The organism is Nocardia sp. Tas62D01 (assembly GCF_055232035.1).
Genome location: NZ_JBUYUZ010000001.1, coordinates 7,586,535 through 7,612,031, shown reverse-complemented (window position 1 = coordinate 7,612,031; position 25,497 = coordinate 7,586,535). Strand labels below are relative to the sequence as shown.

Below are 25,497 nucleotides of genomic sequence, written 5' to 3'. Positions count from 1 at the left end.
CCACCTATGTGCGCGTCGCGCCGGCGACGCGGCCCGCTTGGGACGGACTCCGCTTGTCCTGTTGGGGATCGAGTCGAGAAGTCTTATCTGGGGGTGTCCTCGAGGGGCGGGTCGGTTCCTGGATGGGAGCTCGCGAAGGAGAGTGGGTACCGATCCGGAATCAAAGAACAAGCGATCAACCATAGCGTCCGCTCCAGAGCGACCGCAGGAATTAGTCCGGATAAACATCGAAATCGCCTGTGGCCCAGCGGTCTGCGCTTACTCGACCTCGACACCACCCACGGCCGGCTCCCACCCCGAACAGTGGGGCCGAGCACGTGATGGCCGAGCCCCGAGTTATTGGAGAGGGCTCAATATTCGTTCATGAACCTTTCGAGGATCGGGCCGATGATGGCCAGTGCGTCCGGGTGAGTCAATTCGAGGTGACGTGCGCCGACGACCGTGTTGTGAATGGCGCCTGTCATATAGGGTCGCCACGTCTGTGCGACAACCGCGTGGTCCACGCGATCTTTTCCTGCGGTGAAGAAAACCAGGTCTCCGTCGAAAACTCCCGGCCGGTAATCGTGAGCGATGCCGCTCGCGGTCGCGAAGCTCTCCATCACCCGATCGGCCTGTTCGGCGGTGAACATCCCGGTTCCGATCACCTGGTCACGGATGACGGCCCACGCTTGCTCGTGGGTGTCCACCTTCACCTCGTCGCCGAAGTCGAACAGCTCCCGCCAGCCGCCGAGCAAGTCGGCCATCAGCTGTCCCGGCCCGGCCTCGTCCTCAATGGTGATCGTCGACGCGGTCGGCGCCTCCGGTGAATCGACAGCGCTGTCCATCATCGCCAGCATGCCGACCTGCTCACCATCGCGCTGGAGCCGTACCGCCATGGCATGTGCGATTGCACCGCCCAACGACCATCCGAGCAGGTGATAGGGTCCGATCGGCTGCACTCGGCGAATCTCGGCCACATAGCGTTCGGCCAGTTCTTCCACGGACTGCGCATGTGGTTCGCCCGCGACGACGTGGGGATCCTGCAAGCCATACATCGGCCGATCCTTGTGCAGATGTTCGACCACGCCGCCGTAGAACCACGCCAACCCGCCTGCGGGGTGCACACCGAAGACCGCGGGCTTGGGGCCGCTCGCACGCAGCGGAAGCAACACTTGCAGACCGGAGCCGCCCTCCGAATCGTCGGCCCTGCCCGCCAGCGCCTTCGGCGTCGCATCGTCGAACATCCACGGCAACGCGATCGTCACACCGCGAGCACGCAGCTCGGTCACCACCATCGTGGCCAGCAGCGAATTGCCGCCGAGGTCGAAGAACCCGTCCGATGCCCCGACGCGCTGGACTCCCAGGACCTGCGCATAAACGTCGCTGATCACTCGTTCCGTATGGGTCCGCGGCGCGATGAACTCGTTCGCTGATTCGTCGAAATCGGGAGCAGGCAGTGCCTTTCGATCGAGCTTGCCGTTGACCGTCAACGGCAGTTCGGGCAATACCATGATCGCCGACGGCACCATATAGCTGGTCAACACCTGAGCAGCGGTCTCCCGGACTTCGTCCGGATCGATCTGCTGGCCCTCGACGCCCACGACGTAACCGATCAGCTGATCGACGCCACGATCGTGGCGATGCACGGCCACGGCGGCCCGCGTCACGCGCGGATGCCGGAGCAGCGCCGACTCCACCTCGCCCATCTCGATCCGGAAACCGCGCAACTGCACCTGCGCGTCGGCCCGGCCGACGTACACCAACTCCAGCCCGCTCGCGGACTTCTGCCACCGGCCCACATCCCCCGACCGATACAAGCGGGCGCCATCCGGATCAAACGGGTTCGCCACGAATCGGCCCGCCGTCAACGCCGGAGCCCCCAGGTAGCCACGCGAGAGCTGTCCACCGGCCACATAGATCTCCCCGACGACTCCGATCGGCACCCGGTGCAGCCGGTCGTCGAGCACGTACACCTGCAACCCCGGTAACGGCGATCCGATCCCGGTCACGCCTGCCGCACCGATCTCGGAGAACGTCACATGCACAGTCGTCTCGGTGATCCCGTACATGTTCACCATTCGCGGCGATCCCGGCTCGTGCGCCGCAAACCAGCCGGTCAACCGCGACGCATCCAATGCCTCGCCACCGAAAACGACATATCGCAAGGCGAGATCACCAGCAGCACAACCGGATTCCCGACGCTCGCGTTCCGCGTCGGCGAACCCGTAGAACGCCGACGGGGTCTGGCTCAACACCGTCACGCGCTCCCGCGCCACGACGTCCACGAACGCCTCCGGCGACCTGGAAGTGTTGTAGTCGACAACGACCAGCCTGCCACCGGACAGCAATGCGCCCCAGATTTCCCACACCGCGAAATCGAAGGCGTACGAATGGAACATCGTCCACACGTCGTCGGGGCCGATGTCGAATCGCTCGGCCGCGTTGGTGAACAACGTGACCACTTCCCGGTGGCTGACCGCCACCCCCTTGGGTCGGCCTGTCGACCCTGAGGTGTAGATCACGTAGGCGACATTGCCCGGCCGCACACCCGACATCACCGGACCGGAACTGCCTGCGACGGCGTCCACACAATCCTCGACGAGCACCACCGGCGCCGCGCACTCCGGTACCGCCGACGCCATGCCGGCCGATGTCAAGACGGCTGCCGGTCCTGCGTCGTCGAGCATGAACCGCAATCGCTCCTGCGGATACGCCACATCCAGCGGCAGATACCCCGCGCCCGCTCGTACCACTCCGAGCAGGCCCACGATCAGTTCGATCGACCGCGACAACGCCACTGCCACCAGCGATTCCGGCCCTACGCCGTGCTCGGTCAGCCGGGCGGCCACCGCTGCGGCGCGCCGATCCAGCTCCGCGTAGGTCAGCTGCGACTCACCATCGGTCACCGCAACCGCATCCGGCTGTGCGACGGCCCGGGCGGTGAAAAGTTCCGCGAGCGTCACGTCCGCGACCGCGACGCCGTCGTCCCCAGCCGCGTCCAGCAATTCGCGCCGCTGCACCGGATCCACGATGTCGATATCGCCGACAGCAACCCCCGGATCCGCGGTCACCTCCTCCAGGATCCGCACGTACGCATGCGCGAACCGACTCATCGTCTCCTCGACGAAGAGGTCGGTGGCATAGGTCAGTCGTCCCGCCATGCCGGCCGGACGCCCCTGGTCACCGAACCGCTCGACAAGCTTCACGCTCAGGTCCGCCTGCGCCTGCTCGAAGCCGTTCTCGACAGGCTCGATGGTGAGCCCTGGCAGCTCCAACGCGGCCTTACTCAGGTTCTGGACGTCGAGTGTCACCTGATACACCGGAAGATGCGCGGTGGATCGGGGCGGATTCAGCGCCTCCACGACCTGTTCGAAGGGCACATCCGCATGTCCGAACGCGGCCAAGTCCGTCTCGCGCGTCGCGGCGAGCAATTCGGCGAACGGCTGCTGCGAGAACACCCGCGACCGCAACACGACCGTATTGACGAACATGCCGATCAGATCGTCGAGTTCGCGCTCCCCACGGCCGGCCACCGGTGTGCCTATCGCGACGTCGTCGACGCCGGCCAGCCTTGACAGCAGGGCGGTCAATGCAGCGTGCAGGACCATGAAGATCGTCGCGTTCGCCTCGCGCGCGACCGCGTCGATCCGCGCCTGCAACTGGGCGGAGATCTCGAAATCGACTGCGCGGCCGCGCATGGAGGCAACCGACGGTCGGGGCAGGTCGGTCGGCAACTCGAGCAGCTCGGCCAACCCGCCGAGGGTGTCCTTCCAGAATCGCAGCTGCAGGGACATTACCGAGTCGGGATCGCGCTCATCGCCGAGCACCTCGCGCCGCCACAGCGAGTAGTCCGCGTACTGGATCGGAAGGACCGGCCACATCGGCTCCGTCCCTTGCCTACTCGCCTGATAGGCCGCTGCCACGTCCCGCGCAAGCGGCATCATCGACTGTCCGTCGGCGCAGATGTGATGCACGGTAATCACCAAGACGTGATCCTGAGCATCGAGGGCGAACAGCTCGACACGCACCGGAGGCGCCTGGGTCACATCGAAGCTCACCGAGACCGCGGCGGTCGCCCGCTCCATCACATGCTCTTCGTCGACCCTGACCGGAGTCAGTACCGGCGCGACCTCCTCGACGGCGACAGCGACCTGATGAGGCATTCCGTCGGTCACCGGGAACTTGGTGCGAAGCGACTCGTGCCGCTCGACGACCAGTTCGCACGCGTGCCGCAACGCGTCGATGTCGAGCTCGCCCTTCAGCCGAATCACCAGCGGGATGTTGTACGCGCCGACCGAGGTGTCGAACTGATTGAGAAACCACATCCGCTGCTGCGCCGGCGAAAGCGGCACAACAGCAGGCCGAATTCTCGGTGCCAGCGGCGCCCGGACGTTCCGGTCGAAAGTAGCCAGACGCGCGGCGAGATCGGCGACTGTCGATGCTTCGAACACGTCTCGGACGCCGATGCGCAATCCGAGTGCCCTGCTCAACTGGGCAGCCACCCGCGTTGCCGACAGCGAGTTGCCACCGAGGTCGAAGAAGCTGTCAGTTGTCCCTACTCTGTCGACGCCCAAGACGTTCCCGAACACTTCCGCGACGCACCGCTCGGCGTCGGTGCGCGGGGCGATCCACTCCCGGCCGTCCGAGAATTCCGGCATGGGAAGCGCCCGGCGATCGAGCTTGCCGCTCGTGGTGAGCGGGAGTTCGGCGAGCACCATGAACACGTCGGGCACCATGTGCGCAGGCAACCGCAACCGTGCTGCGGCCCGGACGTCGCTCAGATCTACATGCTCGTCGCTTACGAGGTAGCCGACGAGCCGGTCGATGCCGCGCTCGTCCTTCCGCAGCGCGACAACCGCGTGTACTACCCTGGGTTGTTCGGCGAGGACCGTTTCGATTTCGCCGAGTTCGATGCGTTGACCGCGGATCTTCACTTGGAAATCGCGACGTCCGAGGTATTCCAGGGTGTGATCGGTGCTCCAGCGTGCCAGGTCGCCGGTGCGGTACATGCGCGAGCCTGCCACACCGAACGGATTCGCCACGAAGGCCACCGCCGTCGCCGCACACCGGTTCACATATCCGCGTGCCAACTGCACACCTGCGACGTACAACTCCCCCACCACCCCGACCGGCACCGGCCGCAACCACGCATCCAACACCACGGCCTCGACACCACGGATCGGACCACCGATCGTGACCAGGTCCCCGACACACAACGGGTCGCTGATCGCGACCAGGATCGTGGTTTCGGTCGGCCCGTACCCGTTGAACAACCGCCGGCCCGGCGCCCACACCGCCACCGTCTCCGGCGACACCGCCTCCCCACCCGCCACCAACACCTGCAACGAATCCAAACCGGCAGGCGACATCGTCGCCAACACACTCGGCGTCACGAACGCATGCGACACCCGCTGCCCCCGAATCAACTCCGCCAACTCCACACCGGCGAACACCTCCGGCGGCGACACCACCAACGAAGCACCATTCCCGTGAGCCAGCAACACCTCGAGAACCGCCACGTCGAAACCTGGAGCGGCCGCATGCAGCACTCGCGACCCACTGTCCACCCGGAAACGGTCACGCTGCTCGGCCGCGAAATTAGCCAACCCCTCGTGCGTGACTGCGACGCCCTTCGGCGTCCCCGTCGACCCCGAGGTATAGAGCACGTATGCCGCATCCCGAACATGCTGCGCACGCACCCGATCCGCATCCGTCACAGCGTCCGACGATCGCGACGCGATCGACGCCTCGATGTCCGGATCGTCGAGAACCAACAGCCGGACCCGGTCCGGAAGCAGGTTCTTCGATGCCTCGACCGTGATCGCGACCCGCACATCGGAGTCCGCGACCATATGTGCGACCCGCTCGGTCGGGTACCGCGGATCGACCGGCACGAACGCAGCGCCCGCTTTCGCCACCGCCCACACCCCGACCACGAAATCCATCGACCGCGCCATCGCCAACGCGACCTGATCACCCGGGCTCACGCCCCACTCGATCAACTCACGCGCCACACGGTTCGACCAGGCATCCAACTCGGCGTAGGACACCGTGCGCTCGCCCGAAATCAACGCCGCCGCAGCCGGGTTCCCAACCATGCCGGCAGACAACAACTCCGCCAACACTCGCGGCGCCCCGGCATTGCCACCAGACGCAGGCACCAACTCACACCGCTCACCAACCGACAACAGATCAACCACACCAAGCCGCGCTTGCGGATCGGTCGTGATAGCCCGCAGCACGGCTTCGAAGCGGGCGGCAAGACCGGACGCGGTCGCGTCGTCGATTCGGGCCTGCTGGTAGCGGATGCTGACGTGCAACTCGTCGGTCTGGTGCGCCTGAACGGTGATCGGGTAATGCGCGGCGTCACTTCCTTCCGCCGAGACTACCCGCAGACCGTCGATGTCGGCCTCGCCCAGGCCGCTGCTGTCGACCGGATACGACTCGAACACGACCAGCGTGTCGAACAACTGGCCAGCGCCCGCGGCCGACATGATCTGCGACAGTTCGACGTAGTGATGGTCGAGCAGACGGGTGTTATCCGCCTGCAATCGGTTCAGCGCGTCCTCGATGGTCCAGTCCCGGCACACGTTCACGGCGACCGGAACTGTATTGATAAACAGGCCGATCATCGACTCCACGCCCGGCAGTTCGGCAGGACGCCCGGAGACCGTGCTACCGAACACCACGCGTTCGACGCCGAGCAGGTTCCCCAGTACCACCGCCCAGGCGAACTGCACGATCGTCGCCATCGTCACCGCTTGTGCCCGAGCGAACTCCACCAACTCGGCCGTGACGGCGCGATCGAGAACAACCGCGAGATCGATCGGGATATCCACGGTCGTATCCGTGCGCGAATCGGCGACCAACGTAGGTTCGGTGAAATCGCGCAGCACGTCGCGCCACACCTCGATGCCGGTAGACCACTCGCGCCGGTCCAGCCATTCCAGGTAATCGTGATACGACGCCACGGCGGGCAACAGGTCCGCCTGTGCGCCCACCGCGTATAAACCGATCAGCTCACGCCACAGCAGCGGCAACGACCAGCCGTCCAGCAGGAGGTGGTGCACCGTCAGCACCAGCCGGAAGTCTTGCGGCGCTACGGCAATGATCAGGAACCGCAACAGCGGCGGATCGGCGGGATCGAACGCGACCGCCCGCTCGGCTGCGATCAGCTCATCCAGTTCCATTGCGCTGTCGGTCAGATCGACTCGGCGCCAGCGCACGGCGGTGTCAGCGGGAACAACCTGCGCAGGAATGCCGTCGGCCGTTCGGGTGAAAGCGGCCCGCAGGTTGGGATGCCGCTCGAGCAAGGCCGCCGCAGAACGCTCGAGCCGAGTCTCGTCGACCGTGCCCGCAAGGGCGACTACCGATTGCGCCGTATAGACGTCGAGTTCGCCCGCGGCGAGTTCGGCGTGGAACAGCAGCCCTGCCTGGAGCGGCGCCAGCGACCATACGTCGGTCAGCGGTCCGTACCGGTCGGCGAACGCGTCCAGGTCGGGCTGCGTGACGTCGACGAGCGGAACGTCTGCTCGGGAGAGTCCCCAGTCATCGTTCGCGCGGGCCGCCGTGGCGATCCCGGTCACGGCGTCGACCCAATCGTCGACGAGTTCGACCACGTCGGAGTGGTCGATCAACCGCGAGGCGTAGCCGACGTGCGCCGACAGCTGAGGTCCGGCCTCGGTGTCCACGATATTCACGTCGATCGTGACGACAGCTGCCGCAGGCATGTCCGGATCGAATGCGGCCCGCCTGTCGAACTGCTCGTCGGTCGGAATCCACGCCAGATCCGACATCGTCGTGAGGTCGACGCCGACGCGGCCGAGATTATTAAAACTGATCTGCGGCTCCGGCGACGCTGCGAGCCGGTCGGCCGTGTCGGTGTTCAGATAGCGCAGCAGGCCGTAACCGATTCCCTTGTCGGGGATCTCGCGCAGTTGGTCTTTCACAGACTTCACCGCAGCCCGCAGGTCCGCGTCCTCGATTCCGCTCAGGTCGAGCGCAACCGGATACGCGCTGGTGAACCAACCCACGGCGCGTGAAAGGTCCGCTCCCGCGGCAACCTGCTCCTCGCGCCCATGACCCTCCAGCAGGACTTTCATGCCCGCGTGTGCGATACCGCGCCGCCTGCGCCAGCGTGTCACCGCCACGGTCAGACCGGCCAGCAGCGCATCGTCGACGCTGCCGCGAACGGCGTCGGGCATCGCGTCGAGCAACGCCGAGGTCACCTGCGTCGGGATGGACACCGCCAGATGCCGCACAGTCGACTGGGTGTCGACGGCGGGATCCAGTGCCGCACGTCCCAGCAGTGGATCGGCAGCCGCACTCACCCGATGCCACAGCTCGAACTCACCGGCTCGACCCGCAGCGGCGGCGGCCAACGCGTGCGCCCACCGACGCATGGATGTGCCCTGCGCAGGCAACTCGACCGCTCGCCCCTGCGTGATCTGCTGCCAGGCAACCACCAAGTCGGGCAGCAGGATCCGCCACGACACCCCGTCGACAGCCAGGTGATGGATCACGATGAGGGCACGGGCATCGGCATCTACGCCCGGTTCAGGAAGTAGGCACACAACCTGCAGCATCCTGCCCTCGGCGGGATCGAGACGGTCGGATGCCTCGGCCAATGCCTCTTCCACCACGGCGGTGAAACCGTCGCTGCCCGGAGCCTCGTCCGCCCGGAATGTGCGGGTCGAAACCGAACCCGCGGCATCGGCGGAGCTTTCGGGCAGCACGTCCAACCGTCGTTCACGCAGCCTCGAACGCAGCATGTCGTGCTGTTCGAGCACCGCCTGCACGGTCGACGTCACGTCGTCGACTCGCGCGTCCCGCGGTAAGCGCACCAGCATCGACTGGGCGAACCGATCGGCGGCCCCGAGTCGGTCGGTGAACCAGGACACGATCGGCGTGAACGGGATTTCGCCCACACCACCCCCGGACAGCTCCTCGAGCGACACCCGTTCGACGGCGTCGGCCACTCGCGCCAGCTCTCGAACGGTCTTGCGCTCGAAGATGTCCCGAGCCGTCACGACGACACCCGCGGACTTCAGACGCGATGCCAACTGGATCGACATGATGGAATCACCGCCGAGCGCGAAGAACGAGGTTGTCGCGCTGACCGCCGCTATCCCGAGTACGTCCGCGAAGGCGGCGGCGATGGTGCGTTCCAGGTTGGTCGATGCCGCGACGGCATCGTCTCCGACGGTCTCGAAGACGGGTTCCGGCAACGCTTTCCGATCCACCTTGCCGGTCGAGGCGAGCGGCATGCTGTCGAGCACAGTTATCGTCGACGGCACCATGTGCGCGGGCAATACGGCAGCGACATGATCGAGCACGGTGCTCGGTTCGACGACCGTTCCGTGTTCGGCCACGATGTACGCGGCAAGCAGAGGTTGCCCGCCGGGTCCGCTGCGGCTGACGGTCACAGCGGAGGCCACCCTCGGATGCGCGAGCAGCGCGGCGTCGATCTCGCCGAGCTCGATGCGCTGGCCACGAATCTTGACCTGGAAATCGATGCGGCCGATGTATTCCAGCGTGCCTTGCGCGGTCCAGCGGACAATGTCGCCGGTGCGATACATCCGCGTACCCGGCCCACCGTATGGATTCGCCACGAACGCACCCGCCGTCGCCGCAGGCCGATTCAGGTACCCGCGCGCCAGCTGAGCACCCGAAAGGTACAGCTCCCCCGCTACTCCGACCGGCACCGGCCGCAACCGCGCGTCCAGAACCACGGCCTCCGCACCACGGATCGGACCGCCGATCGTGATCACGTCGGTAGGCTGCACCGGGTCACTCATCGTGATCACGATCGTCGTCTCCGTCGGACCGTAGATATTGTGCAACTGCCGCCCCGGCGCCCAGGCAGCAACCAGATCCGGAGCCACCATCTCGCCGCCGACCGCCAGCATCCGCACCGAATCGAGGTCGGCAGGCGACATCGTCGCCAACACACTCGGTGTCAGGAACGCATGCGACACCTGATGCGCCCGGATCAACTCGGCCAGATCCGGGCCGCCGAACACCTCCGGTGGCGACACCACCAAAGACGCGCAGGCCGCGTGCGCCATCAACGCCTCGAGCAGGACCGCATCGAAGGCGGGCGCCGCCACTTGCAGTACCCGCGACGTGCTGTCCACCCGATAATGATCACGCTGCTGGGCCGCGAAGCCCGCCAACCCCTCGTGTGTGACCACCACGCCCTTCGGCGTTCCCGTCGACCCGGACGTATAGACCACATACGCCGCATCCTGAATCTGGAGTGCGCGTGGGCGATCCGCGTCCGTGACCGCGTGGCCGGGATGCGCGGCGATCTCGGCGGTCGAACGCGGGTCGTCGAGCACCAGCCATCGGACACCGCCCGGCAGCGACGTGCGTGCGGCCGCGAGCGTGATCCCGACTTCGACACCGGAATCGTTCACCATGTGCGCGATCCGCTCCAGGGGATACCGAAGATCCACCGGGACGAACGTCGCGCCGGTCTTCGCTATCGCCCACATGGCAACGTGATATTCGACCGACCGCGGCACGGCCAGCGCGATAAACACTCCCGGTCCGACACCCCGGGCGAGCAGGTGACCGGCGAGCTGGTTGGCCCGACGGTCGAGCTCCCCATAGGTGATGGTCTCGGTGGCCCCGATCAGGGCAACCGCAGAGGGGTCTGCCGCCACAGCCGAAGCCAGCAGATCGGGAAGCAAACACGGACGCGTGGTGTCGCCGCCACGTGCCGGGAGCAGTCGTTCGGCCTCCTCGGCGCCGAGCAGTTCGATGTCGCCTACCGGCCGAGTCGGATCGGTGGTCATCGCTTCGAGGACGCGGACAAACCTCTCGGCGAGCGATTTCGCGGTCGATTCGACGAACAGATCTGTGGCGTAGATGATCTCGCCGTCGATTCCGGCAGGCAGATCGCCCTCGAGGCGTTCGGTCACCAACATGGTGAGGTCGGTCTTGGCCTGCGCAATGCCGGGGTCGAGGAGTTCGACACCGATACCGGGCAGCTCGAACCGAACCGCGCGGGTGTTCTGCAGCCCGAACATCACCTGATACAGCGGCGAATACGCCGTCGATCGCGGACGTCCGAGGACGTCGACCAGCCGTTCATAGGGCAGATCCGCGTGTGCGAGCGCCTCCAGGTCGGCGCCGCGTACCTCTGCCAGAAGTTCCCGGAACGACCGGTCGTCGCGGACCTGTGTGCGCAACACCACTGTGTTGACGAACATGCCGACCAGATCGTCCAGCGCCCGCCTGCCGCGACCGGCGACGGGGGTGCCGACCGAGACGTCCTCGCTGTGCGCGGTGCGAGCCAACAGGATCGCCAACGCCGCGTGCAGCACGACGAACACGGTGACCCCCTCACGGTGCGCCAGCCGCACGATGTCGTCGTGCAGCCGCGCCGACATGCCGAAGCGAACGTTGCCACCGGCCATCGACATCGTGGCGGGCCGAGGCCGATCGGTCGGCAGGCCGAGCAGTTCTGGGGAATCGCCGAGGACCTTGGTCCAGTGCGCGATCTGCTGCGCGATCACGGACGTCGGATCGTCCTCGGAACCGAGCATCTCCTGCTGCCACATCGCGTAGTCGGCGTACTGGACTTCCAGCGGTTCCCACTGCGGCGCTTGACCATTCACACGCGCCCGATAGGCGGCGAACACATCACGGGCGAGCGGCGCCATCGACGAGCCGTCGGCCGCGATGTGGTGGACCACGAGCACCATCACATGATCGTGGGCGCCGGTGCGATACAGCCGTGCCCGCACGGGCGCCGATTCCGCGATATCGAAACCCGCCCCGACGGCATTCCGGATCCGGTCGGCCAGCTCGGTCTCGTCGGCGACCGGCTCCGGATCAAATTCCACGTCCGCGGCGATTGCCGCGACATCCTGCACGACCTGACACGGTTCGCCGTCGACAGCGGGATACACCGTCCGCAATGGCTCATGCCGAGTCACCACGTCGAGGAACGCCGCCCGCAACGCATCGACGTCCAGCGGGCCGGTCAACCGGGCCGCGAAACAGATGTTGTATGCCGCCGAGGCGGTATCGAACTGGTTGAGGAACCACATCCGTCGTTGAGCTGCCGCCAACGGGACGGCTGCGGGGCGTGGACGCGACGCGAGCGGAATCACCGTAGAACGGGTTCGCATCGCGATCCGTTCGGCCAATCCGGCAATCGTCGGTGCGTCGAAAATGTCACGGATGCCGACCTCGACACCGAGAGCTGCCTCGGCCCGCGCCGCGATCTGGGCAGCCGAGAGCGAGTTGACACCGATCTCGAAGACGTTCGCCGTCACGCTCACCCGTTCGGCACCCGTGATCTCGGCGACAACATTCGCAAGCACCACTTCGCGATCGGTTCGAGGCGACACGAATTCCTCGCTGTCGTCGAACACCGGTTGCGGCAACGCGGCTCGGTCGAGCTTGCCGTTCGCGGTGAGCGGCATCGAATCGAGCACCTGCACACCGGCCGGAACCAGGTACGACGGCAGCGAGCGAATGAGCTGGTCGCGAATCGCACGGCCATCGGTCACCGCACCGGGTACGAGGGTCACGTATCCGACGATTCGTTCCGCCGTCGCGACTGCCACAGCATGCGCGACCTGCGGAATCGCATAAAGCGCCGCTTCGATGTCACCCGGTTCCACCCGCTGACCGCGCACCTTCACCTGGAAGTCACTGCGGCCCAAGAACTCCAGCTCCCCGGTTTTCGTCCACCGGACCAGATCTCCGGTGCGATACAGCCGCTCACCCGCCACACCGAACGGGTGCGCGACAAAGGCACCGCAAGTGAGGTCGGCGTGTGCGTGATAACCGCGCGCCAACTGCACACCCGACACATACAGGGCGCCGACGACACCGACCGGTGCCGGTCGCAGTCGCATGTCAAGCACGTAGACCTTCATGCCGGACACCGGCGCACCGATCGGGACCGTCGTATGGGTTGTCACACCCGGCAGGCACCGCGCAGCTGTGACGACCTCCGCCTCCGCCGGGCCGTACCAGTTCACCACCTCGGCAGTCACGAACACGCGCGCCGCAGCGTCGACGGTGCGCTGCGCCAGCGCCTCACCCGCGGCGAATACCCGCCGGATCGAGGGCAGCTGTGCGGCGCCCGTGGCTTCGAGGAGAACGTCGAGCATCGACGGGACGAAGTGCACCGTGGTGACCTGATGACGTGCGATGACGCCTGCCATGTACACCGGGTCGCGGTGCCCGTCGGGTTCGGCAACGACGATCTGCGCACCGGTCTGCAGCGGCCAGAACAACTCCCACACGGCGATGTCGAACGTGATCGGAGTCTTGTACAGCACCACGTCGGACGCGTCGTGTGGCCACTGCTGCTGCGCCCACGCCAACTGACTCATGGTCGCGGCATGGGTCAGGGCGACCCCCTTGGGAACGCCGGTGGAGCCGGAGGTGAACAGGACGTAGGCCACGTTGTCCGGCCGAAGCGGCGCAACCCGCTCCGCATCCGTGATCGGGGCATCGGACAGACTGGCCACGTCCACTCGATCGCTCCGAGCGGACTCGAATCCATCTGGCAGTTCATCGCCGTCCGCGGATGTCGTGAGCACCACCAACGGCCGTGCCGCGCTCAGCACGCGCGCGATCCGGGGGCCTGGATGATCCGGGTCGATCGGAAGGAACGCGGCGCCGGTCTTCACCACAGCGTAAATTGTCGTAATGAGTTCGGTCGACCGGCGGATAGCCACCGCCACAACGGTTTCCGGCCCCGCACCGCGTGCGATGAGCCACCGGGCCAGACGATTGACACGGGTGTCGAAATCCCGGTAGGTCAACGCGCTGCCGTCTGGAAGGCGGATCGCCGGAGCGTCCGGGGTGCGTGCGACCTGTGCGTCGAAGGCATCGACAAGGGTACGGCCGTGTGTGGCGGGGCCGGCGGTGTCGTTCCATCGCTCCAACACCTGATGCCGCTCTGCGGCATCGAGCAGCTCGATCTCGCCGACGGTCGAATCGGCATCGGTCGCGGCGACATCGAGTACACGGACGAATTGTTCGGCGAAACGCCGTACGGTGTCCTCGTCGAACAGGTCAGTGGCATACGTCAGGCGCAGCGTCATGCCGGTCGGCTCGTTCTGCGTGCCGTGTCCCTCCGCCATCATGAGCAGCAGGTCGTAGATCGCGGCGCCCTCGCCCGGGTCCACGTTCTCGACGGTGAGACCTGGAAGTTCGACGCGAGCTCGCTCCATGTTCTGGTAGGCGAGCATTACCTGGAACAAAGGGGTGTGCGCTGTCGACCGCGCCGGATTCAGCGCATCCACCAACTGCTCGAACGGGACGGTGGCATGGTCGAAGGCCTCGATGTCGGTGCGCCGCACCTGATCCAGCAGGCTCATGAACGTCTGATCGAGCGTGATCCGGGTGCGCATCACCAAGGTGCTGACGAACATCCCGACGAGGTTGTCCAGCGATCTGTTGCCACGGCCCGCGTGTGGCACACCGATTGTGATGTCGTCACTGCCGGACAGCTTCGACAGCAACACCGCAAGAGCCGTGTGCACCACCATGAACGTCGTGGCCCCGGCTCGGCGCGCCAGCGACTCGACCCTGCCCTGCAGCTCGCCGGGGATCGTGATGTGGATCACCGCGCCGCGTTGTGTCTGCCCGATCGGCCGCGGCCGATCGGTCGGCAGCTCGATCAGTTCCGGTATGCCCGCGAGTTGGGTTCGCCAGTAGGCGATGTCGCGGGCCACGTACGAAGCCGGATCGTCCGCCGAGCCGAGCACCTCGCGCTGCCAGAGGGCGTAATCGGCGAATTGCACTGTCAGCGGCGCCCAGTCCGGCGCAATCCCGCTGGACCGCGCCCGATAGGCCGTGACGATATCGGTGGCAAGCGGCGCCACCGAATAGCCGTCGCAACTGATGTGATGCACGGCCAACGCGACCGTCCAGGCCGTGTCCGACAGCTGATACAGCGCTATGCGCAATGGCACGCCCTTCGACACATCGAATCCGACGCTCGAGAACTCGGCCAACCGGCGTGACAGCTCGCGCTCACCGATCGGCTGCGGCGTGAGATCGCACATCGCAACGAGGTCGGCCGCGTCCAGCACGACCTGCGTGGGCGTGCCGTCGACTGCCGGATACATGGTGCGCAAGCTCTCGTGCCGCTCGATGACATCACCGACGGCCGCTGTCAGCGCATCGATATCGAGGACACCGTCGAGCCGAATCGCGAGCGGCACAACGTATCCGGCCGAATCGGGATCGAACTGGTTGAGGAACCACATCCGGGCCTGTGCCTGCGAGAGCGGAAGGCGATCCGGCCGCGGCTTCCGAGTCGGCGCGGGAAGACTCGGCACCGCACGCAGCTGCGAGATACGCTCGGCCAGTTCGGCAACAGTGGGCGCCTCGAATATCACTCGCACCGGTATGGACACGTCGATGACGTCGCCGACACGGCTCAGCGCGCGAGTCGCGATGAGCGAATTTCCGCCCAAGTCGAAGAAGTTGTCGTCCGCGCCGATCTCGGGCAGGCCGAAAAGCTCACTGAAGACCCCGGCGATGGCCTCCTCGACGAGCCCCCGCGGCGCCCGGTACTCAGACTCGTGGCTGCTCGGATCCGGCACGGGCAACGCCCTGTAGTCGACCTTGCCGTTCGCCGTGAGCGGGATCGAGTCGATCCGGATCACCGGTGACGGCACCATATAGGCGGGCAGTCGTTCCAGCAGAAAGCCCCGAACCCGCTTGGCATCGAGCGCCTCTTCGGCTACCACGTAGGCGATCAAGCGCTGCTCGCCGCGATCGGTGCGCACCTGCGCGACGGCCGCGCTCACCTGCTCGTGTGCGAGCAACGCGGCTTCGATGTCGCCCAGTTCGATCCGCAGGCCGCGAACCTTCACCTGAGAGTCCGCGCGGCCAACATATCGCAGGCTTCCGCCTCCGTCCCAGCGAACCAGGTCGCCAGTGCGATACAGGCGAGAACCGTCCGGACCGCCGAAGGGATCGGCGACGAACGTCGCCGCCGTCAGGCCGGGACGTTCGTGGTATCCGCGGGCCAGCTGGACACCCCCCAGGTACAACTCACCGGTCACTCCGACGGGAACGGGATGTAGCCGTGAATCCAACACGTGCACAACCACGTTCGCCTCAGGGACGCCGATCGGCACCGCCACGCCGTCGAACGCATCGATTGGGTGAGCGGTCACACTGACCGCGGCCTCGGTCGGCCCGTAGAGGTTGTCGATGCGCGCATCGCTGAGATCCCGGAACCGGCGGACGGTGTCGGCAGGGAGCGCCTCGCCGATGCACAGCACACGCCGGAGGTCCGGGAACTCGCGAGCGGCGGGCACCTCGAGGAATGCCGAGAGCAATGACGGCACGAAATCCACTGTCGTCACCCGATACTCTGCCATCAGCCGTGCGACGGCGCTGGGGTCGCTGTGCGCGTCGGCACCCGCGACAACCAACGATGCACCACATATCAACGCGGAGAACAGTTCCCAGACCGACAGGTCGAATGTGACCGGCGTGCGCAGCATCATGACGTCATCGCCGTCGAGCCGATAGTGATCGCGCATCCACCGGAGTTGATTCACCACGGCGGCGTGCGGCATCGCCACGCCCTTCGGCACACCCGTCGAGCCGGAGGTGTAGATGACATAGGCCAGGTCGTCCGGATTCAGCGGCCGGTTCCGATCGGCATCGGTCACCGTCGACGAATCCGCGTGCCCGGCGCCGAGCTCCTCGAGCGCCCAGACCGGCACATCGTCGGGCAGACTCGCCTCGTCGGCCAGGCGGGTGAGAACCGCACTGGGCTGCGCGACGCTGAGAACGGCACGCACGCGGTCGACCGGATGATCCGGATCCAAGGGCAGGTAGGCCGCGCCGGCCGCGTGGATCGCGTACAGCGCCGTCAGCAGATCGACGGAACGCTGCATAGCAACCGCCACAACGGTTTCCGGGCCGACGCCGCGTCCGATCAGCACTCGGGCCAGCGAATTCACCCGCGCCGCGAACTCACGATAACTGAGCCGAGTTCCGTTCTCGGCATCGAGCACGGCCGTGCTCTCGGGCGTCGCCGCTGCCTGCGCGGCGAACAAGTCCGCGATCGTCGAGGCCGACGACTCGGTCGTCACCCCTGTCGATCGCGCGGTCAGTTCACGCGCCTCGTGTGCGGTCAGCAGGTCGATCTCACCGATGGCGCGTGTGGGGTCGGCCACGGCCTCGCGCAGCAGCCGCAGGTAGCGGTCGAACATCGAGGTGATCGTTGCCTCGTCGAACAGGTCTGTCGCGTAACCGAACTCGACTGCCATGTCGCCCGGTTCACCACCCGGCTCGATGGCATCGACGAGATTCAGATGCAGGTCGTATTTGGCCACGCTCGGGTCCGCCAGGTGGGCCGAAACCGTCAGGCCCTCGAACTCCACTGTAGGGATCTCGATGTTCTGGAACGAGAATCCCACCTGGGTCAACGGTGCGTGTGCAGTCGTGCGCGGCGGATTCAGCACCTCGACGAGGCGCTCGAACGGAATGTCGGCGTTCTCGAACGCGGCCAGATCGGTGGCCCGGACTTGATCCAAAACACGAATGAAGGAGTCGTCGGGCTCGATGTGCGTCCTCAGGACCAGCGTGTTGACGAACATTCCGATCAGGCCGTCGAGCCCAGGCTCGCCCCGACCCGCGATCGGCGTGCCGACCGCGATGTCACCGGTTCCCGACAGCCGCGCGAGCAGCACCGCGAATGCCGCATGTGTCACCATGAAGACCGTCGTGTCGTGGCGGCGGGCCAGCGCAGCCACGTCCCGATGGAGATCCGCGGGCAGTGCCGCCGACACTGTCGCGCCGCGGAACGACTGCTTCACCGGCCTCGGACGGTCGGTGGGCAGATCGAGCACCTCGGGCAGATCGGCGAGAGCCGCCAGCCAATACTCGGTCTGAGCGACGGTCGGGCTATGCGGGTCGTCCTCGGTGCCGAGCAACTTCCGTTGCCACAACGCGTAATCCGCGTACTGCACCGGCAATGGCGCCCATTGCGGCGGCTGCTGCCGAACACGAGCCTGGTAGGCGGTCATCAGGTCCGCGGCGAGCGGTGCGAGCGACGACCCGTCGATGCTGATGTGATGAACGACGAGAACCAGGATGTGTTCCTCCGGTGCGCTGCGCAGCAACGCAATCCGACATGGGACCTCGGATGTGACGTCGAATCCGACCGCCACTTCGGCGGTGATGCGCGCCTCGACGTCGCTCTCCGCGACGGCGACCGGGGTCAAACGGGACAAGGCCACGTCCACCGGGACGATCATTTGGTGCGGTCCGCTGTCGCTGTCCGGATATATGGTCCGGAGTGATTCGTGTCGGTCGAGCACATCCGCGATCGTCGCGTGCATGGTGGCCACGTCGAGATTTCCCGACATGCGTACGACCAGCGGAACGTTGTACACCGGGGAGCTCGTGTCGAACTGATTGAGGAACCACATACGGGCTTGTGCGGGTGACAGCGGGATCCGGTCCGGGCGCTCCTGCGGCACAAGCGGTTCCCGTTCCACCACGTTGGCGGTCCGAAGATGCTCCGCCAACGCCGCGATGGTCGGCGCCTCGAACATCACGCGCAGCGGAACATCGACGCCGAATGCGCCGCTCAGTCGCGCTGCCGCCCGGGTAGCCGACAGCGAGTTGCCGCCGAGATCGAAGAAGCTGTCGAGGACGCCGACTCGCTCGATTCCCAGGACTTCCGCGCAGACACCGGCGACGACCTGCTCGGCCGCGTCGCGCGGCGCGACGAACTCGGTGCTGGTAGCAAACACCGGTTCCGGCAGCGCTGCACGGTCGACCTTGCCCACCGACGACAGCGGCAACGTGTCGAGCGCGATCACCGTGTCCGGGACCATGTGCGACGGCAAGCGTTGCGCGGCGTAATTCAACAGCTCCGCGTTGTCGATAGCGCCGTTCGCGGGCATCACGTAGGCGGCCAGTCTCGATCCGCCGTCCGTCGCTACGCCCACCGTCACCGCTGCCACCACATTGGGGTGTCCGGCGAGGACGGCTTCGATTTCGCCGAGTTCGATGCGTTGACCGCGGATTTTCACTTGGAAATCGCGGCGTCCGAGGTATTCCAGGGTGTGATCGGCACTCCAGCGTGCCAGGTCGCCGGTGCCGTACATGCGGGTACCGGGGCGACCATAGGGGTTGGCGATGAACGTGACGGCTGTGGCGGCGGGTTGGTTGAGATATCCGCGGGCCAGTTGTACACCCGCGACGTACAACTGTCCCGTCACCCCGACCGGCACCGGCCGCAACCACGCATCCAACACCACGGCCTCGACACCACGGATCGGACCACCGATCGTGACCAGGTCCCCGACACACAACGGGTCGCTGATCGCGACCATGATCGTGGTTTCGGTCGGCCCATACCCGTTGAACAACCGCCGGCCCGGCGCCCACACCGCCACCGTCTCCGGCGACACCGCCTCCCCACCCGCCACCAACACCTGCAACGAATCCAAACCGGCAGGCGACATCGTCGCCAACACACTCGGCGTCACGAACGCATGCGACACCCGCTGCCCCCGAATCAACTCCGCCAACTCCACACCGGCGAACACCTCCGGCGGCGACACCACCAACGAAGCACCATTCGCGTGGGCCAGCAGCAACTCCAACACCACCGCGTCGAAACCCGGCGCCGCCACCTGCAACACCCGCGACCCGTGCTCGACCCGGTAGCGTTCGCGCTGCTCGGCCGCGAAATTCGCCAGCCCTTCGTGCGTGACCGCGACGCCCTTCGGGGTGCCCGTCGACCCCGACGTGTACACCACGTACGCCGTATCCGAGACACGGCATGCACGCACCCGATCCGCATCCGTCACCACCGCCGAGGACCGCGACGCAATCAACGCCTCGATGTCCGGATCGTCGAGAACCAACAGCCGGACCCGGTCCGGAAGCAGGTTCTTCGATGCCTCGACCGTTATCCCCACCCGCACATCGGAGTCCGCGACCATATGCGCGACCCGCTCGGTCGGATACCGAGGATCGACCGGCACGAACGCAGCACCCGCCTTCGCCACCGCCCACACCCCGACCACGAACTCCACCGACCGCGCCATCGCCAACCCGACCTGATCACCCGGGCCCACACCCCAACCGATCAACTCACGCGCCACACGATTCGACCAGGCATCCAACTCGGCGTAGGACACCTCGCGCTCACCCGACACCACCGCCACCGCCACCGGATCCCCCACCGACAACAACTCCGCCAACACCCGCGCCGCCTCGGCACTACCACCCGACGCAGGCACCAAACCCACCCGCTCACCAACAGACAACACATCCACGCCACCCACCCGCATCTCCGGGTTCGACACGAACGCCTCGAGAATCCGATTCAATCGGGCGGCAAGCTGCTCGACGGTCCCCCGGTCGAACAGATCCGTCGCATAGTTGATCCGCAGTGCGACATCGCCACCTGCGGCGGTGTTTTCGGCGACGGTGACGATGATGTCCACCTTCGCCGGTTCGCGCCCCGGATCCAGGATCTCGACCGTGAGGTCGGGCAGCTCCAAGCTCGCGCGGTCCATGTTCTCGAAGGCGAGGTACACCTGGCACAGTGGTGCGTACGCCATCGACCGCTTCGGATCGACTTCTTCCACGACGCGTTCATACGGCAGGTCGCTGCAGGCGAAGGCATCGGCATCGATGTCTTTGACCCGCGCCAGGAATGCGGTGAACGATTCGTCGAAACGCACCTCGGTACGCAGGGGCACGGTGTTGACGAACATGCCGATGAGCAGCTCGAGCGCGCGCTCGCCCCGACCCGCGACCGGTGTGCCGATGGTGATATCCGAGGAGCTCGACAGGCGGGAGAGCAGAACAGCCAACGCGGCGTGGACCACCATGAAGGTCGTGACGTGCGCCGCGCGGGCCAATCGCTCGATCCCGGCAAAGGTCTCGGCCGAAATCACGGTGTCCGCGACGTCGCCGAGCATGGACTGGCGGGCCGGACGCGGACGGTCGGCGGGAAGTTCCAGCACCGGCGGCATCCCCGCCAGTTGCCCTGCCCAATAACGCAACTGGTGTGACGCCAGGGAGTCCGGATCGTTCTCATCGCCGAGCAGGCTGCGATGCCAAATGCTGTAGTCGGCGTACTGCACCGTCAATGGTTGCCAGTCCGGCGTCTTCCCCTCCGACCTCGCCCCGTAGGCGGCTGCGACATCGGCCGCGAGTGGTCGAAGGGACGATCCGTCGCAGCAGATATGGTGCAGGACAACGACCAGTGCATGACGTCGGCGGTCGGCTGTCGCGAGCAGCGCGACCCGGATCGGCGGGCGTTCGCGCACGTCGGTCCCCATCGATGCCAGCTCGCGAATCCGGTTCGCGATGTCGCCGGCGTCGGTCGGCTTCGGCGTCAGATCGAAATCGGCGACGACCTGCTCGGCCGACAGAATGACCTGTGCCCCTTCCCCATCCACGGCAGGATAGACGGTGCGCAGCGACTCGTGCCGATCGATCACGTCCGTCAGGGCCGCACGCAGCGCTGCGGCGTTGAGACGTCCGGTCAGCTGCACCACCAGCGGAATGTTGTACGCCGCGGACGCCGGATCGGCCTGATTGACCAGCCACATCCTGTTCTGCGCCGGCGACAACGGGATGGGCTCGACCCGCGCCGTCGCTCTCAGCGCAAGCCGGCCGGGGCGGTGCTCGCCTTCGATATGCGCTGCGAGTTCGGCGACGGTCGGTTTAAGGAACAGATCGCGGACCGACACGCCGCATCGGGTCACCTCGGCGATGCGCACGGCGGCACTGGTCGCAGTGAGCGAATTGCCGCCCAGTTCGAAGAAGCTGTCCAACACGCCGACCCGCTCCGTACCCAGAACCTCGGCGAAGACGTCGGCGATCGACTCCTCGACGACCGTACGTGGCGCTACGTACGCCGCGGCCGAATCGAACACCGGCTCGGGCAGCGCACGCTGGTCTAGTTTGCCGTTGACGGTCAGTGGCAACGCCGACAACACGACGATGCCGGCCGGGACCATGTATTCCGGCAGCAGTGCTCCAACGTGCGCGCGAAGCGAGTCGGCCTCACAGACCGTGTCGCCATCAGCCACGACGTATCCGACCAGCCGGGCCGCCTCCGTGCCGGGAAGATGCATGACGACGACCGCCGCCGAGACAGCGTCGTGGGTCAACAGCGCGTTGCGGATCTCGTCCAACTCGATCCGGAACCCGCGTAGCTGCACCTGCTGGTCGGCTCGGCCGCGGTATTCCAGCTCGCCCTTGTGATTCCATCGTGCGACATCGCCGCTGCGATAGAGGCGCTCGCCCGGCTTGCCGAACGGGTCGGCGACGAAGCGTCCCCCGGTCAACGCAGGTCGGTTGAGATAGCCGCGGGCGAGTTGGTCTCCCGCGACGTAGATCTCACCCCAGGCTCCCAGCGGAACCGGGCGCAACCGCCCGTCCAGGACATACGTGCGCAAACCCGGCAATGCCGGGCCGATCGTGCTCGGCGCGCCCGGCACGGCGGTTTTCGGTGTCAGGCCGAGGTAGGTGACGAAGACGGTGGTTTCGGTGATCCCGTAGCTGTTGGCCAGCACGGGCAGGGTCGGGTTGTGTTCATACCAGTCCGCCAACCCCGCCGGGTTGAGAGCTTCGCCCGACAGAACGACCAGGCGAAGGAAAAGCTCACCGTCGAGCTCACCTGCGTGCGCGTACCGCTGTTGTGCGGCCGCGAATTGGTGGAACGCCGACGGCGTTTGGTTGAAGACGGTCACCTTCTCGCGCGCCGCGAGGCGCACGACGTCGTCCGGCGAACGCGTCGTGAGGCTGTCCACGACGACGACACGGCCGCCGGTGACCAGCGCGCCGAATATTTCCCACACCGAGTAGTCGAACGCGATCGAGTGGAAGAACGTCCAGACGTCCTCGGCCCGGACTCCGATCTCGGCACACGCGTTCACCAAGTAGGTGGCGACGGCGCGATGGGTTATCGACACACCCTTCGGTCTACCGGTCGATCCGGACGTGTAGATGACATAGGCGACGTGGTCAGAACACAGCGAGCCCGTCCGATCGGCATCGGTGATCGGGTCCGAGGCATCATCGCAGGAGGCGGCGGGGACCTCGTCGAACAGCAACACGCGGCCGGGATCGCCCGGAACGTGCTCGCGCATGCTCCGGTTCGTCACGACAACGATCGGATCGGCATCGTTCAGCACGTACTCCAGCCGCTCGGCCGGATGAGCCACGTCCAACGGCAGATACCCGGCGCCCGACTTCAGCACGGCCAGTACGACGACGATCAGATCGATATCCCGTGGCATCGCGATGGCCACCAGTGATTCCGGCCCCGCACCGAGGGCGACAAGCCTGCGGGCGAACCGGTTGGACCGCTCGTCCAGCTCGCGGTAGGTGAGGGCGGTCGCGCCCGACGTGACGGCCACCGCGGACGGAGTGGCGGCAGCCTGTCGCGTCAGCATATCCACCAGTGTCGAGGAGGGCGATTCGCCGTCGCGGCCCGCGAGTTCCCCGACGATTCGCAGCTCCTCGTCGAGGCCGACGAGCTGGATGTCGACGATGGGGGTATCGACGGGCGACTCCATCAGCCGATGCAGGAACTCGATGAACCGGTCTGCGTGCGATTCGAGTTCATCCTGGCCGTACAGGTTCGCGTTACCGTGCAGTTCGATGAGCAGCGGCGCATCGGCACCGGAGCGGTACAAGTTCAGCTGCAGGTCGTCGAGCGCCCCCGAGGTCAGTGCGCGGTATCGGCCGACGGCTGCCCCGAGGCGAATCTCGGAGTCGAAGAACAGGATGTTGACGATCGGACCGAACGAGTTCGCGGCCGCGTCCAGCGCGTTCGAGTCGCGGCGCATATCCTCGAACCGGTAAAGCTGGTGCCGCATCGCCGAGACGAGTTCGGACACCGACCCGCGGACCAACTCCTCCACGGTGGTCGTCGCATCCACGGCGAATCGAATCGGCACCATGTTCGCCAACATCGCGGCGGCATTGCGCAGGCGCATCGTCACTCGCCCGCTCACTGGCATCGACAACACCACATCGTCGGTACCTGTCATCCGGGCGAGGAACGCGGCGAACGCGGCGATCACCACCTGCGCGGGCGACGCTCCCAGGTCGTCAGCGAAGCGATCGAGCATGTCGGACAACCGCGACGGAAGCTCCCCGCCGGCTACGCGGTCGACTTTGCTCCACCGCGCGGTGCGACCGGACAGACTCGCCGGCGTCGGAAGATCGGCAACCTTGTCGAGCCAGTACGCTTTGTCGTTCTCGAACCGGGAGCTGGCGCGATAAGCGCGCTCCGCCTCGACGATGTCGCGCAACCCGGCCGCCACCAACCGTGCAGGCCGCCTGCCCTCGAGGATGGCGTTGTAGTGCTCGGCGATCCGGGTCACGACGTTGAACGCGCCGTAACCGTCGATCACGAGATGGTGGGCACGCCCGTACCAGAGATACCGGTCCTCGGCGAGCCGGATGAGCCGCGTCGCGGTGAGCCGGTCACGGCTCAGATCGACAGCCTTGGTGTTGTAGTCGCGGCGCATCCATTCCATCGCCGCCGCGAACGGATCGTCCTCATCACTGACATCCAGCAGAGCCTCGTCGTAGATGATGCTGCGGTCGACGAATTGATATGGGCGACCGTCGGACTCGACCACCCGCACCACCAGAGACTCGGTTTCCTCCCCGACGTTGGTCACCGCCTGGCTGAACGCATCGACGTCCACCGGGCCTTCGATCTCGACGTACTGTGCGATGTTGACAGCCGGTCCGCCGGGCATGTTGTCCGCGAACCACATGCCGTACTGCGCCCTCGAGAGCGGAATCAGACCCAGATCGCCGTCCGCAGTTCCGGCTGACTTCAGATTCATCCTATGACCCCTCACTCAGACTCGGAGGCACTACGGCACGTTGGAAATACGCCGTCCTGCCTTTGTCCGACTTTGCCCTTATATGCACTTTGTCTACTTCGAAGCGGTGCTACACCTGCTCCCGAACGCGGCGATCATGTACAGCGTGTGGCTCGCCCCTCCGCGCCTCGGAATCCGAACCGAGCGCCGAGCTGCCTGTGCAGCGACTCCCCCACCTCCGATTTGCCAAGGTTTCCCAACGTCTCGAAATCTGAAAAGTAAGACTTTCGAACATGCGGCAAAGCGCCCCAGGATCACGTGCAATCAGCTATCCAACAGCATTTTCGCTCAGTCTAGCCATACCAGACCGTCTGACCTGCGTAGGAAGACGGCGTTTCGGTCGTTGGTTCGAGGAAAGCGACCGCGACGACGGCGCTCGACACTGCCACACCGACACAGGTGGCGGTCCGCCATCGAAGAGAATCAGCTGTACAAAGCCCAAATCGAGCGCAGTGATGACGCGCGGGACATCCTCAACTCCGGGTCGGAACCAGCGACGGATGGAGTTGCCCCGAATGAAGGCGCCGACGACTTCCGCGCGCCTTCATCTTCCTCGCGAGCACACCCGGCCGCTACCAGGCGTACCTCGCTAGGATCATGGCAATACTCCGGCAACTGCACACTTCGCCGTCCG

Annotated in this window: 1 protein-coding gene; it reads right to left on the bottom strand. The window is 66.1% G+C overall.

What is annotated here, in order from left to right:
- Positions 1-350: 350 nt before the first annotated feature.
- Positions 351-24,824 (bottom strand): non-ribosomal peptide synthase/polyketide synthase, encoded by a 24,474-nt coding sequence (locus tag ACV7NQ_RS36380; RefSeq protein WP_463363697.1) that lies wholly within the window; start codon positions 24,822-24,824, stop codon positions 351-353.
- Positions 24,825-25,497 lie beyond the last annotated feature (673 nt).